The organism is Defluviicoccus vanus, assembly GCF_014672695.1.
Taxonomy (GTDB): Bacteria; Pseudomonadota; Alphaproteobacteria; order Rhodospirillales; family Defluviicoccaceae; genus Defluviicoccus; species Defluviicoccus vanus.
Genome location: NZ_CP053923.1, coordinates 970,350 through 982,933 on the forward strand (window position 1 = coordinate 970,350; position 12,584 = coordinate 982,933).

13 protein-coding genes and 1 riboswitch are annotated in these 12,584 nt (G+C 65.9%); of the genes, 8 read left to right on the top strand and 5 right to left on the bottom strand.

What is annotated here, in order from left to right; all coding sequences use genetic code 11:
* Positions 1-166 precede the first annotated feature (166 nt).
* Entirely contained in the window at positions 167-1,039 is an 873-nt protein-coding gene (locus HQ394_RS04285; RefSeq protein WP_190262171.1) for an alpha/beta fold hydrolase, read from the bottom strand.
* Between the two features lie 156 nt (positions 1,040-1,195).
* Between HQ394_RS04285 and HQ394_RS04290 the strand changes: the two genes are divergently transcribed.
* The 3 genes from HQ394_RS04290 to HQ394_RS04300 all read left to right on the top strand — a co-directional run bounded on the left by HQ394_RS04290 (position 1,196) and on the right by HQ394_RS04300 (position 3,714).
* Positions 1,196-2,152: a 1-phosphofructokinase family hexose kinase gene (locus tag HQ394_RS04290; RefSeq protein ID WP_190262172.1), complete on the top strand. Its 957-nt coding sequence runs from the start codon at positions 1,196-1,198 to the stop codon at positions 2,150-2,152.
* Positions 2,149-2,886: a threonine/serine exporter family protein gene (locus tag HQ394_RS04295; protein WP_190262174.1), complete on the top strand. Its 738-nt coding sequence runs from the start codon at positions 2,149-2,151 to the stop codon at positions 2,884-2,886. The genes HQ394_RS04290 and HQ394_RS04295 overlap by 4 nt, the downstream gene beginning before the upstream one ends.
* A gap of 282 nt (positions 2,887-3,168) precedes the next feature.
* Positions 3,169-3,714: a CBS domain-containing protein gene (locus tag HQ394_RS04300; RefSeq protein ID WP_190262176.1), complete on the top strand. Its 546-nt coding sequence runs from the start codon at positions 3,169-3,171 to the stop codon at positions 3,712-3,714.
* Between the two features lie 78 nt (positions 3,715-3,792).
* On the opposite strand, the gene HQ394_RS04305 is transcribed toward HQ394_RS04300, so the two are convergent.
* Complete coding sequence (locus HQ394_RS04305) at positions 3,793-5,355, bottom strand: SUMF1/EgtB/PvdO family nonheme iron enzyme (protein WP_190262182.1); 1,563 nt, start codon at positions 5,353-5,355, stop codon at positions 3,793-3,795.
* Between HQ394_RS04305 and HQ394_RS04310 the strand changes: the two genes are divergently transcribed.
* Positions 5,336-5,542, top strand: coding sequence for a hypothetical protein (locus tag HQ394_RS04310; RefSeq protein ID WP_190262184.1), 207 nt, complete (start codon positions 5,336-5,338; stop codon positions 5,540-5,542). The two genes, HQ394_RS04305 and HQ394_RS04310, sit on opposite strands and share 20 nt — an antisense overlap.
* Before the next feature lie 68 nt (positions 5,543-5,610).
* Positions 5,611-6,144, top strand: a complete 534-nt coding sequence (locus HQ394_RS04315; protein ID WP_223291841.1) for a hypothetical protein — start codon at positions 5,611-5,613, stop codon at positions 6,142-6,144.
* Between the two features lie 182 nt (positions 6,145-6,326).
* Here the strand turns inward: HQ394_RS04315 and HQ394_RS04325 are convergent, their stop codons facing one another.
* Positions 6,327-6,635: a hypothetical protein gene (locus HQ394_RS04325; protein ID WP_190262187.1), complete on the bottom strand. Its 309-nt coding sequence runs from the start codon at positions 6,633-6,635 to the stop codon at positions 6,327-6,329.
* A 288-nt stretch (positions 6,636-6,923) separates the two neighbouring features.
* Positions 6,924-7,136, top strand: a riboswitch (cobalamin riboswitch).
* A gap of 270 nt (positions 7,137-7,406) precedes the next feature.
* Between HQ394_RS04325 and HQ394_RS04330 the strand changes: the two genes are divergently transcribed.
* Entirely contained in the window at positions 7,407-9,140 is a 1,734-nt protein-coding gene (locus HQ394_RS04330; RefSeq protein ID WP_456151532.1) for an energy-coupling factor ABC transporter permease, read from the top strand.
* Positions 9,141-9,147: 7 nt separating this feature from the next.
* Positions 9,148-10,026, top strand: coding sequence for an energy-coupling factor ABC transporter ATP-binding protein (locus HQ394_RS04335; RefSeq protein WP_190262190.1), 879 nt, complete (start codon positions 9,148-9,150; stop codon positions 10,024-10,026).
* On the opposite strand, the gene HQ394_RS04340 is transcribed toward HQ394_RS04335, so the two are convergent.
* Positions 9,994-10,644 carry a glutathione S-transferase family protein gene (locus HQ394_RS04340; protein ID WP_190262191.1) on the bottom strand — a complete coding sequence of 217 codons (651 nt, stop codon included), beginning with the start codon at positions 10,642-10,644 and terminating at the stop codon, positions 9,994-9,996. The two genes, HQ394_RS04335 and HQ394_RS04340, sit on opposite strands and share 33 nt — an antisense overlap.
* Positions 10,645-10,655: 11 nt before the next feature.
* A complete protein-coding gene (cbiB, locus tag HQ394_RS04345; RefSeq protein WP_317628991.1) occupies positions 10,656-11,744 on the bottom strand; it encodes an adenosylcobinamide-phosphate synthase CbiB in 1,089 nt (362 codons plus the stop codon).
* A 117-nt stretch (positions 11,745-11,861) separates the two neighbouring features.
* Between cbiB and HQ394_RS04350 the strand changes: the two genes are divergently transcribed.
* Positions 11,862-12,509 (top strand): HepT-like ribonuclease domain-containing protein, encoded by a 648-nt coding sequence (locus HQ394_RS04350; protein ID WP_223291842.1) that lies wholly within the window; start codon positions 11,862-11,864, stop codon positions 12,507-12,509.
* Positions 12,510-12,584: the final 75 nt, after the last annotated feature.

A 12,584-nucleotide genomic window follows, 5' to 3' on the forward strand; every position in this document is an offset into this window, starting at 1 on the left:
CGCAGATCTCGCACGAAAATCCTTGCCAACGGAGAGCCGTCCACACATGGGATATCGCGGTTCCAGCCAATAACTGCCCGGGCTCAAGCTGAGACACTGCCCCTATCGTGCCGGCCTTGTGCAGGTGCCTGTTTTTGCCCGTCACGCCATCGGCGCAGCCCCGGTCTCAACCGAGAAATGCCTGCAGTGCTGCCAGCGTCGCATCCGGGCATTCCTCGGCGAGGTAGTGGCCACACGGCAGGCTCCGCCCGTGCACGTCCAGCGCCCGTTCCCGCCACACCGCCAGGACGTCATAGTTTCGACCCACCAGCCCCACCTCACCCCAGAGCACGAGGAGCGGGCATTCGATCCTGTGGCCGAGGTCGGCTTCGTCGTGAACGAGATCGATGCTGGCGGCGGCGCGGTAATCCTCGCACGACGCATGGATCGCCGCCGGGTCGTTGAAGCAGCGCAGGTACTCGGCAAAAGCGGCATCGGTGATCGCTCCCTCGCCGGCACCGCACCACCGCGTCAGCTTTTCCCTGAGGTAATGCGCGGGATCGTGGCCGATCATCGCCTCCGGCAGCCCGTTCGGCTGGATCAGAAAGAACCAGTGGTAATAGCCGGTGGCAACCGCCTGGTTGACGCTGGCGAAAACGGTACGGGTCGGCACGATATCGAGCAGCGCCAGTCGCGTCACCGCGTCCGGACGGTCGAGCGCCATCCGGTGGCCAACCCGGGCACCGCGATCGTGACCGATGACCGCGAAGCGACGATGGCCCAGCAACGCCATCGCCTCCACCTGGTCCGCCGCCATCGCCCGCTTGCTGTAGGCGGCATGGTCGGGCCCCGAAGGTGGCTTGCCACTGTCGCCATAGCCGCGCAGGTCGGTGGCGACGACGGTGAACCGCTCCGTCAGCCGCGGCGCGATCTTGTGCCAGATCACGTGCGTCTGCGGATAGCCATGCAACAGCAGCAGCGGTGGGCCGGAGCCGCCGACGCGGGCATGGATTGTGGTTGCCGAAGTAGCAAGGTCGAGGGTTTCGAAGCTCTCAAACATCCGCCGTTCTCCGCACACGCCAGCGTCGACGCCAACACCAGACTTGCCCGCCGCGCTGCTCCCCACTCCGAGAACGGCGCCGCTTTCACGTTAGTGTCACCCGTGGCCGTTATGGTAGGACGAGGTGCTGTGGCAGAAGTGACAGGAGCAGCGAGCATGGACCCGATCATCACCCTGACGATGAACTCGAGCGTCGATCTGCACTACGACGTGGCAAAGATGGAGTCGGTGAAGAAGCTGCGCGCGTCCGAGCCGCTGATCTTTCCCGGCGGCGGCGGCATCAATGTCTCACGGGTGATCAAGGAACTGGGCTCGCACAGCATCGCCGTGTTCACTGCCGGCGGTCCCACTGGGCAATTTCTGCGCGAGATGCTGGATAAGTGCGGTCTGCTCACCCGGATCGTCATCATCAACGAAAACACCCGCATCAGCGCCACCATCTTCGAAACCGACACCGGCGAGGAATACCGGCCGACGCCGGTTGGTCCATCGCTCAGCGACGGCGAATGGCAGGCCTGCTTCGATGCCCTGTTCGAATTCGAAGCCAGCTACATCGTCGCCACCGGCAGCCTGCCGGTGGGTGTGCCCATCGATTTCTACGCCCGGGTCGCCGAGAAGGCGAAAAGTCGCGGCACCCGCGTCATTCTCGATACCTCCGGCGACGCCCTGGCGGCGGCGCTCGAAGTGGGGGTCTTCCTCTTCAAGCCGAACCTGCTGGAATTGGAAACCTTCTCCGGGCGCGCCGCGGAGACGCCGGAGGAACAGGACGCTCTCGCCCGCCAGTTCGTGCTCGATCGCAAGGCCGAGGCGGTGGCGGTGAGCCTCGGCGCCGACGGCGCACTGTTGGCCACCCGCGACGGCTGCCTACGCCTGTCGGCGCCGCAGGTCGAGGTCAAGAGCGCCGTCGGTGCGGGCGACAGCTTCGTCGCCGGCATGACTTTCGGCCTCTCCCAGGGCCGGCCGATCGCCGATGCCTTCAGTCTCGGGCTCGCCACCGGGACGGCGACGGTGCTGACCGCCGGCAGCGAACTCGCCCACCGGGCGGACGTCGAGCGCCTCTACCAGGAGATCGTCGGCCGGCCGCTGCAGCTCTCTACCGCCGCCGCCGCGTGACCACACAAGAAGAAGAGCCGGCGCCCTGGCTCACTACGGCAGCCGCCGCCGATATCGATGAGCAGGAAATCCACCTGTTCCTGCTCGCCGGCCGATTGTTGATCGTGTACAGCGAGGCAACACCGCGGGTGGAACACACCCTTTACAATCTGGCTGCCAAACTGGGGCGGGAGATCCGCGTCACTGCCGGCTATCGCGACCTGACGATCTTTCTGCGCTGCGGTGACCATTTCGAGGGCAGGGTCAGCCGGTTCACGCCCGAACTGAAGATCAACATGCGCATGATCACCCATGTGCATGACACCATCAGGCGATTGACGCGGCGCGAGGTCACCCTGGAAGCGACCATCGAGGCGCTGGAACGCCTCGCCGCCGGCCTGGCGCTGGCGGCGCTGGCCTCCGCCGGCTTCGGCAACTACTTCAACGTGCCGTTTCGCCTGTTGCCGGCCTGCGTGCTATGCGGTGTTGCCGGCCACGCTGCGCGTGATCTCGGCGCCGATCTGCAGCTGCATCTCACCTGGTCGACCCTGCTCGCGTCTACCGTTGTCGGCGTGCTGACCGCGCTGCTACGCCAACGCTACCACGCGCCGTTTGCGGCGATTGCCTTTGGCGCGGTGGTGCCGCTGATTCCGGGGGCACTCATCCTGCGCGCCGCCAGTGGCACCATCCAACTGTGGCCGCCGGCGCCGCGGCCACACCGGCGCAGCTGGTGGAAACCGCCGTTGCCGGCCTGAATGCCGGCTTGGTGCTGCTGGCCATCGCCGTCGGCCTGCTGGCGCCGGTTACTCTCATCCGTCGAACTCCGGCGCATCTCGCGGTTCACCCCTGACCAGGGCCACACATGACCGGGGCCGCAGCTGATCACGTGCGGCTGAGCGGCACCCCAAGGTGAAATCCGAGCCATTCTCTTGGTTATCGTCTGGCGCGAGACGTAGCGACAGGCGCATACTGAATGCGGAAGAAAGGCCCGCCGCCGCGGTTGCGGTGAGACGCGCCGCCGGTTTCGGGAGGCTCGCATGCAGCACGTCAAAGACCTGATGGTCCCGCTTGAAGAGTATCCTCGCATCCCCGCCACCGCGTCACTGCACGACGCGATCAAGGCGCTGGAAAAAGTTCTGCTCAGTCCGGCGAAAGACCCCTCGCGGCCTCGCGATCGCGCCATCATCGTGATGGAGGCAGATGGCCGGGTGCTGGGCAAGCTGTCGCTGTGGGATGTCCTGCGCGGCATTGAACCGCGCTACGGCCACCCGATCGAACCCCTGGTGATGATCGACGATTACTTCCTCTGGACCCATGCGTCCTTCGCCGGCCTCGCCGAAAAGGCGCGGGCGATCAAGGTCCGGGAACTGCTGCAGGAACACGCCAAGCAGGAGTTCATCAGCGAAGATGCCGCCCTCGATCTCGCTGCCCACCAGCTGGTGCACGGCAGGCTGCTGTCGCTGCTGGTGACCCGCGGCGAGCGCATCGTCGGCATCCTCCGCTTGAGCGACGCGTTCAAGGCCGTCACCGAAATCATCGCCGCGGCCGAAGCCCAGAAGGCACCGGAACTCGCCAAGGCGTGAACGGGGGCCCCGGCACGTAGCAACCGCCGCCGCGGTCACGCCCGCCGCGTCCCGCGGCCGGCTTTGACCGCGCCTCGCTCAGAGGGCCTCCGGCCCGCCGGCTTGACCTGTATCATTGGACCTCAGGGACAGGCGAAAGCCCAGGGAGAAGTCGTCGTCGCCCGGGTGGTACGCGAGGCGGTAGGCGGACCGGACCCTCCTGGCGTCGTCGAACCAGGAGCCGCCGCGAATGACGCGGGGNNGTGCCAGATTCAATCGGCCCCANNGCGGATCGGCGACGGCCTCGCCGCTGTAGGCTCGCATCCCATCATGGCACCATTCCCAGATGTTGCCGTGCATCTCATGCAAGCCCCAGGGATTGGCCAAAAGGCTGCCCACCGGGACGGTCTGTTGCCGATACCGCCCCGTCTTGGCGTTGCCGTAGGGATGGTTGCCATCGTAGTTGACTTGCTCCGGCGTGATCGTCTCGCCGAAGCTGAATGGTGTCGCCGTCCCCGCCCGGCAGGCGTATTCCCATTCCGCCTCACTCGGCAGCCGGTAGGCATGCGCCGTCGCTCCCGTCAGCCACTCAACATAGGCTTGTGCATCCTCCCAGCTGACGTTGATCACCGGCAGTCGGCCACGGCCCCAGCCCTTATCGTCTGGCATCCTTCGCTTCGTGACCTCGCAAAAGTGGTCGTATTCAGCGAACGTCACCGCGAAGCGGCCGATGGCGAACCGCCGGCTGATCGTCACCCGGTGTTGTGGACCCTCGTCCTCGAATCGCGCCTGCTCGCCGGGCAGCGAGCCCATCAGGAACGAGCCGGCCGGGAGCACCACCATCTCCGGACACCAGGGAGTGTCCACATCCTTGAACACCGCGAAATCGGGCAACTCGCGCCAATCGCCGCCGATATGGACGCCGTTCTTCGGTTGCGACGTCGGAGCCCTCACCCCGGCCCTCTCCCGCTGACGGGAGAGGGAGGGACCCGCGTCCGCTGGAGGGTGAGAGAACTCGGGCTGTGGCGCGGTCAGGACGGCGTAAAGGTCAGCACCGCTGTGCTGAACCGTCTGCGTGCCCTCACCCGCCGCATCCGCGCCGACATCTCCCGCAGGGAGAAGGTCGCCCCCCCCGCCNNTGCTTGCGGGAGAGGGCCGGGGTGAAGGCACCGCCGCCGCACCAATGCCAGTGGTTTTCGCCGCGGCAAGGATCGGCCGCAGCGCCTTGATCAGCCGCTGCGCGTCGGCCTCGAACCGCTCGTGGCTAATCCGCACGGCGTTCCGCCGGGCGAGCGGCTTGAGATCCTCCGGCAGCTCGTCGTTGCGCGGCATCGCCACCGTGTCGATAAGCACCGGAATGACCCGCTTGCCCTGCGCCAGTCCGGCGCCGACCTCGATGCGAACGAAATCGGCGGGGTTGTCGAGCCTCCGCTGACCGGTTTCGTCGATGGCGGCGAGCCAGCCGCGACCAATCAGCGCCAGCAAGACGTCGCAGGCGGCGACCTCCGCCTCCAGGATCGCCACGAAATCCTCCCCGGGCGGAATACTGTCCACGTCCATGAACAGCTGCCTGCGGAACGTCCGGTTCAACCGGTCGAACAGCCGCCCAGCCGACGCGGTGTCTTCGCCGCGGCGGTAGCTGATGAAGATCCTGCCGCCCATCTCCCCCACGCCCTCGCTTCCCTCATCCTTCGCCAAAGGACACTATGCCACGCGCAAGACCGTGCGCCGCATCTTTCGCACCTTGATGCAGCCGCCTTTATCGTCTATGTTCATGGTTTGTGCGGTGATGCGCGTTTTCGCTTGCGGCGACGGTGGGAACCGTATGACGACACAAGACGACAAATGACGACAGATTGGCGCGCGGTCGAGTGTATTCCTAAGACTTTCAGGTAGTTAACCTCGAACGACCGGGTCGTGATCCGCCGACGAATGGTCTTCGAAGCGGTTGCTTATGCATCGTGGTGGCCGATGGTTCAGTCGGGAACCCAACGTGAGGAGTCTGTACGCCGCCTCGCCGCATGGGCGGCAGCCGGCTTTGCCGCCGGATTCGTCTCGACACTGGTGTTTCATCAACCGGTTCTCGCGGTCCTGCATGGTCTTGGACTGACCAATCGGACGGCATTTCGCTTCGTTCTCGTCCCGCCGCTCGGGCTGCCGGACATCCTGTCGCTGGCGTTCTGGGGCGGTCTGTGGGGAAGTGCTTTGGCGGTGGCGCAGCACCGGCTGGGTCGCTGCCGTGGCGATTTCGGCAGTGCCCTGCTGCTGGGTGCCATCGTCCCCAGCCTCGGCACCTGGTTCGTCTCGGCGCCTCTGCATGGCTATGGCCTCGGCGGCGGCTGGTACGGCGCTGAGATGCTCACATCGCTCCTGGTTAATGCGGCGTGGGGCCTCGGCACCGCCCTGTTGTTGCGACGGCTTCCCGGCGCCGGCTCACTCAGTCGACAGTGACTGCTGCCAGCTCGGCTTCCACGGGTCGTCACGCTGGTGCCACTGCGGAATATAGACGTAGACAACCCGCCAGCCGCCCTTTCCCGGGCGGAGGATGTAGGTGCGTGGACCGACCTCCCATTCGCAGCGGTCGGCGGCGCAGCCTTTGACATTCGCGCCGCGCGGATCACGGTCAGTGGCGATCAGGCAATCGTTTTCCGGCCGGCACACCTGGAACCAGACGTCGGCGGCAAGATCACCTTGATGCCAGCTGGCTTCGCCAAGGTTGCTTGCCCAGGCGGGGATATCCCCCGGCCGAGAACGTGCTCGGCCATTTCCTTGTAATGAAAGACGTAAAGACGCCAGTAGTCCTCCTGGCTGGAAAGCGGATACACCGGCTGATAGCCCACGACCCGGCACAGCCGCATATCACTCCAGACGTCGCAGGCGGCGGCAGTTGCCACGGCACAGAGCGGCGTCGTCGGGTGGCCGATACAATCGGCCGGAGTCAACGCGCGATCTGCTGTTATTGTCCTGACGTCCGCGGGATCCACGGGGCGGACCTGCCCGCCAACGCTGGCAAACGCCTGCCAAGGCACGGCAAGCATGACAAGAAGGAGCCCGATCCGATGCAGCAAGAGCAACACTGGCTTCAGCATTGATATCCACCCTCTCGCCCGGGAAGCCGCAGAATCGCACGGAAGGCAGCAGCTTATCAACGTCCGAGTAGCAACCGGCGTTGCCACGGTCAGGCTGCCGCCAGCACCCACATGGCGCTTGTCAGCGGCTGGCTATTCCGCCAACATTCGCCGACGATGGGTTTCCGGTTGGCCAAGCCGACCGGATGAAAAGGGAACACGGGAGGGACGACCCAAGAGGGGCCTGATCCGTGGCTGCCCCCGCAACTGTCAGCGGTAGCCGACCCGAAGACCACTGGGGCACACCTGCCCCGGGAAGGTGGGAACCGGCAACGACCCGCGAGCCAGGAGACCTGCCCGTCGAAAACTGCCGCCGGCCCGATCCGCGTTTTGCCGGCGGTCCGTCAACGACCATGCACGGCGGGTGCTGGAAGGAGAGGATGCCATGGGTCTCGAACCCGAGCCGACAACAATCCCGTGACCGCTGCCGTCACGCCGGTGGCGTGACCCGAAGTCAGGGCATTCGCGTGTCCTGGCCAAACCTGCCCCCGGCTGCACCACCGCGCGCTTGGCAACAGCGCCGTGCCAGCCGACGGCAACCGACCAGCATGCGGATCAGGGGAGACATATTCGCCCATGCACATCATGGAAGGCTACTTGCCGCCAGATCACGCGATCGCGTGGACGGCAGCCTCCGCACCCTTCGTCGCCTATGGTGTTTATCGCATCAACCGCACCGTCCGCGCTCAGCCGCAGACTCGCCTCCTGCTCGCTGCCTGCGGTGCCTTCGCCTTCGTGCTTTCGGCACTCAAGCTGCCGTCGGTCACCGGCAGCTGTTCGCACCCCACCGGGACCGGCCTCGGCGCCGTCCTCTTCGGCCCGACGGCGATGAGCGCCATGGCAACCATCGTCCTCCTGTTTCAGGCACTGCTGCTCGCCCATGGCGGGCTGACGACGTTGGGAGCCAACGTCTTTTCCATGGGGGTGGTCGGCCCCTTCGTCGGCTACGCCGCTTGGCGGGCGGCGCGTGGCCTCGGCAGCAGCTCTGCCGTCGCCATCTTTCTCGCCGCGGCGCTGAGCGACCTCGCCACCTATTGCACCACCGCGCTGCAGCTCGCCCTGGCGTTTCCCGATCCGCAGAGCGGGATTACCGGCGCGGCGCTGAAGTTCCTCAGCGTCTTCGCGATTACCCAGGTGCCGCTCGCCATCGTCGAAGGGCTGGTGACCGTCGTCGTCTTCAATGCCCTCTCCCGCGTTGCCGCCGACGACCTGGATCAGCTCGCCATTCTGCGNCGCCGGATCACGGCCATGACCCGCTCCACTTGGATCCTGCTGGCCGCGATCGTCTTTATCGTCCTGCTGCCACTGGTCATGCCCCTGCCGGCAGGACTGCAGGAACCCTTCACCGGCAGCGACGGGCAGGCGCAAGGCCTCATTACCACCATCGCTCCGCACTACCAGCCCTGGTTCCAGCCCTTCTGGGAGCCGCCTTCGGCTGAAATCGAAAGCCTGCTGTTTGCGCTGCAGGCAGCACTCGGTACCGGCGTGGTCTGCTACTACTTCGGACGCAAGCAAGGCGAGCGGCGGAGCCGANNCAGCGGAACGTGGGTGCGCGGACCGACTCTTGAGTCATCGCCATGTGGNCTGATTGATCGCATCGCCTACACCAACCGCTGGCGAACCCGCCACGCGGCGGAGAAGCTCCTGCTCGCCGGCGGCCTGATGCTGCTAGCAATGAGCCTACCGCCGCGGGTGACCGCACCCTGCGTCATCCTCGTCGCCTTCACCGCCGCGACGCTTGGTGCCGGGATTGCCGCCGGCACCTTCGCGCGACTCCTCGCCATTCCGCTCGGCTTCATGCTGGCCAGCGCGCCGATGCTGGCACTGTCGATCGATCCCGCGCATGGCTTTGCCGTAAGCTGGTCGACGACAGGAGCATGGATGGCGCTCGACGTCACCTTGCGGGCGTTGGCGGCAACCGCATGCCTGACGCTGCTGGCGGTGACCACGCCGCTGGTGGATCTGCTNGGGGTACTACGCCAGTTCGGCGTGCCAAAAGTGTTTCTCGAGATCATGTTGTTGACCTATCGGATGACCTTTGCCCTCGCCGCGTGCGCGGCAACCGGCGCCCAGGCACAGGCGTCCCGCCTCGGCTACGACGGCTTCCGCAGCAGCTGCCGCTCACTCGGCCAGTTGGCGGCGGTGCTGCTGCAGAATGCGCTCGCCCAGGCGCGGCGCCTGGAATGCGGCCTCGCCGCCCGCGGCTACGAGGGCGATCTGCCGGTGCTGTACCTGCAGCCGCCGCTGTCCTACCCGGCGCTGGGGAAAACCGCCCTGCTCCTCGCCGCGGTGGCCTGGCTCGGCGCGGTGGCTGGGTGAGCAGACAATGCTAAGCGCCATCGGCATCGGTTACAGCTATCCGGGTGGCATTGCCGCCCTCGACAACGTCTCACTGGCCATCCGGCCGGGGCGCAAGGTGGCGCTGCTTGGCGCCAACGGTGCCGGTAAAACCACATTTCTTCTCCATCTCAACGGTCTGCTCCGCCCGCAGCGGGGCGAGATCCGCCTTGATGACGTGGTGATGGGCTACGACCGTGGCAGCCTGCGACGCTGGCGACAACGGGTCGGTCTGGTGCTGCAAGACCCCAACGATCAGCTGTTTGCGGCGACGGTATTCGAAGATGTCTCCTTCGGCCCGCTCAACCTCGGGCTGACAGCGGCGGCAACACGGGAGCGGATCGACACCTCCCTCGCCGCCTTGCATATCGAAACACTTGCCGATCGCCCCACCCACATGCTGAGCCTGGGGCAGAAAAAGCGGGTCGCCATCGCCGGGGTGATCGCCATGCGCCCGGATATCCTGGTTCTGGACGAGCCGACGGCAGGACTGGATGGCGACGGCAGCGCCCGGCTGGTCGCCCTTCTCGATGCCCTGCACCAACGCGGCACCACCATCGTCATCGCCACACACGACACCGATCTGGCACTGGAGTGGGCCGACGACGCTGCCGTCTTCACCGCCGCCGGAATCGAGCGCGCCGGACCGGTGGACGAGGTGCTCAGCGACGATGACCTGCTCGTGCGTGCCTGTCTGCGCCGTCCATGGGCGCTTGAGGTCAAGGATGCCTTGGCGACGAGCGGCGCACTCAACGGCAACCGCCTTCGTTCGCGCGCTGATGTGGTGGCGGCGATCCGTGCCTGTCTCAACCGCGTATGGCTGCACCAAGCCGGCTTAGTCATTCTCGGCGACGGCAAAAGGCTCTGATCTGGCTGCCGCCGCCCAATCCTGCATCGGTGGCAGATCGAGGATGGTCCGGCTGTAATCGGCCGCCGGCGCCGGGAGCGCAACGCCATAGGTGGCAAAGCGGGTGACCACCGGCGCCCACATGGCGTCGGCGTTGCTAAACCGCCCGAAGAGGAAGGGCCCCGCCGAGGCGTAGGCGCTGCGGCAATCCGCCCAGATGCGGGTGATCCGGGCGATGTCCTTCGCGACCTCCGGGGTCATGCCCTGGCCCGGCTTCGAGGCACGGATGTTCATCGGCATGTTCATCCGCAGCTCGCGAAAACCGGCGTGCATTTCAGCGACCACCGAGCGTGCATGCGCCCGCGCGCCCGCGTCGTCGGGCCACAGCTTCGTCGCCGGAAACAGCTCGGCCAGGTATTCGAGAATGGCGATCGATTCCCAGATGGTCCGCTCACCATGCTTGAGAATCGGCACCTGCCCTGCGGCGGAATGGGCAAGGATCGCTGCCTTGGTCTCCGGCTGGCGCAGCGGAATGACGATTTCAGCGAAATCGATGCCGGCCATCCGCATCGCCAGCCACGGCCTGAGTGACCAGGACGAGTAGTTCTTGTTACCGATCACCAAGGTGAATTCAGCCATGGCGCCCTCTTTCAGGCAATGACGAGGTGGACGAGGAGAACCACAAGGACCACGAGCGCGTTGATGCCGCAGGCAGCACGGAAGATTGCCAACGCCCGGTAAATGTCCGCGGCATCGGCCTCGCTGCTGCCGTCACCGATCCACGGATCATCAACGGTGAGCATGGGATACCGCCTGGGGCCAGCCAGCGCCAGCCCGAGCGCACCCGCCATCGCCGCTTCCGGCCAGCCGGCATTCGGCGACCGATGCTTCCGTGCGTCCCGTCGCATGGTCTTCAGCGCTGCCATCGGCTTTGCCGCCGGAACGAAGGCGGCGCCGATGACGATCATCAGCCCGGATAGTCGCGCCGGGATGAAGTTGAGCAGATCGTCGAGGCGGGCTGCTGCCATACCGAAGGCTAGATACCGGGNGGTGCGATAGCCGATCATGCTGTCCATGGTATTGACCGCCTTGTAGACCAGGAGCCCCGGCAGCCCGAACAGCGCACACCAGAACACTGGAGCGACGATGCCATCGGAAAAATTCTCGGCGCAGGACTCGATAGCAGCACGGGCAACGCCGTGGCGGTCGAGGCGAGTGACGTCGCGGCCGACGATGTGGGCGACAGCGTCGCGTCCGGCATCGAGACTCTCTTCGAGCCCGACGGCAACGCGATGGACATGCCGGTCGAGACTGCGCTGCGCGATCATCGCCGTGGTAAGTCCCAGCTCAAAGATCCAGCCGAAGGGCACCGCCCGCCCGAACCAGGTGAGGATCCAGCCGACTACGAACGCCGGCGCCAGGATGAGAATGACTGTCAGCACGCCGCGCAAGCGGCGATCCGTCGCCGAGCGATCATCGCGATTGAGTTTGCGATTGAGGTAGGCGACGCCGCTGCCGATCAGCCGCACCGGGTGCGACATTCGGGCGAACGGTCCGCGCGCTTCGCCGAACAGCGCATCGAGCGCCAGCGCAGCGAGCAGCAGCACCAGCGGCTGCACCGCGGGCGCGCTCATCAGATCGGTGCCGAGGGTGAACATGCAAAGGAGTTTCCGTTGCCGGGCGCCGTCCGTCAACGGTGCCGGCAGGTTCGTCGTGCTGAGGCTGGTGCAGCGTCCCATGGTGCCACCGTGATCCGACGTGGCGTCCCATGTCCCACCATCTCTTCGCCTCTCGCCGCGGCGTCCGCTATATTACCTGCCGTAGCGATGCGGGGCGCGCGAACGGTGGTAGCAGCGATGACGATCAAGGATGAAATCCTCGAGCGGTTGCGTGCCGACAAGGCGGCGCTGGATGCATTTGGCATCGGTTCCGTGGCGGTGTTCGGCTCGTGCGCGCGCAGCGACGCCCGCATCGATAGCGACGTCGATGTCCTCGTGCACTATCGCCCCGACGTGAACCCCGACCTGTTCGACTTCATCGACTTGCAGGATCATCTGCAAGGGTTGCTTGGCCGTCCTGTCGATCTGGTCACGCCGGACGCGTTGTCCGGTCCACTTCGCACACGCNNATCCTCGCCGAGGCGGTATATGCCTGAGCGGGACTGGCGTCTGCGCATCCACGATCTTACCGTCGCCATAGACAAAATCGAACGCTACACCGTCGATATGTCCCTCGCCGAATTCCAGGCCGACGAGCGAACGGTCGATGCCGTCCTGCGCAACTTCGAGGTGATCGGCGAAGCGGCGCGTCACGTGCCCGAGCACGTCGCCAAGGCTAACCCGGAGATNCCGTGGGCAAAGATGCGCGCGCTTCGCAACGTCGTTGCGCACGCCTACTTCGGCGTGAACCTGCCGATCATCTGGGAAACCATCGTCCGCCGCCTCCCAGAACTGAAGCCCGCCCTGGAATCACTTGAGCCGCCTCGAATTGAATGCGCAGCGTGATATGCCGGATGCGCCGGCGCGACCAACAGCATGCGGCGGGTTGCGCTTCGCTTCGAACCCGCCGTAGGAAGTTAT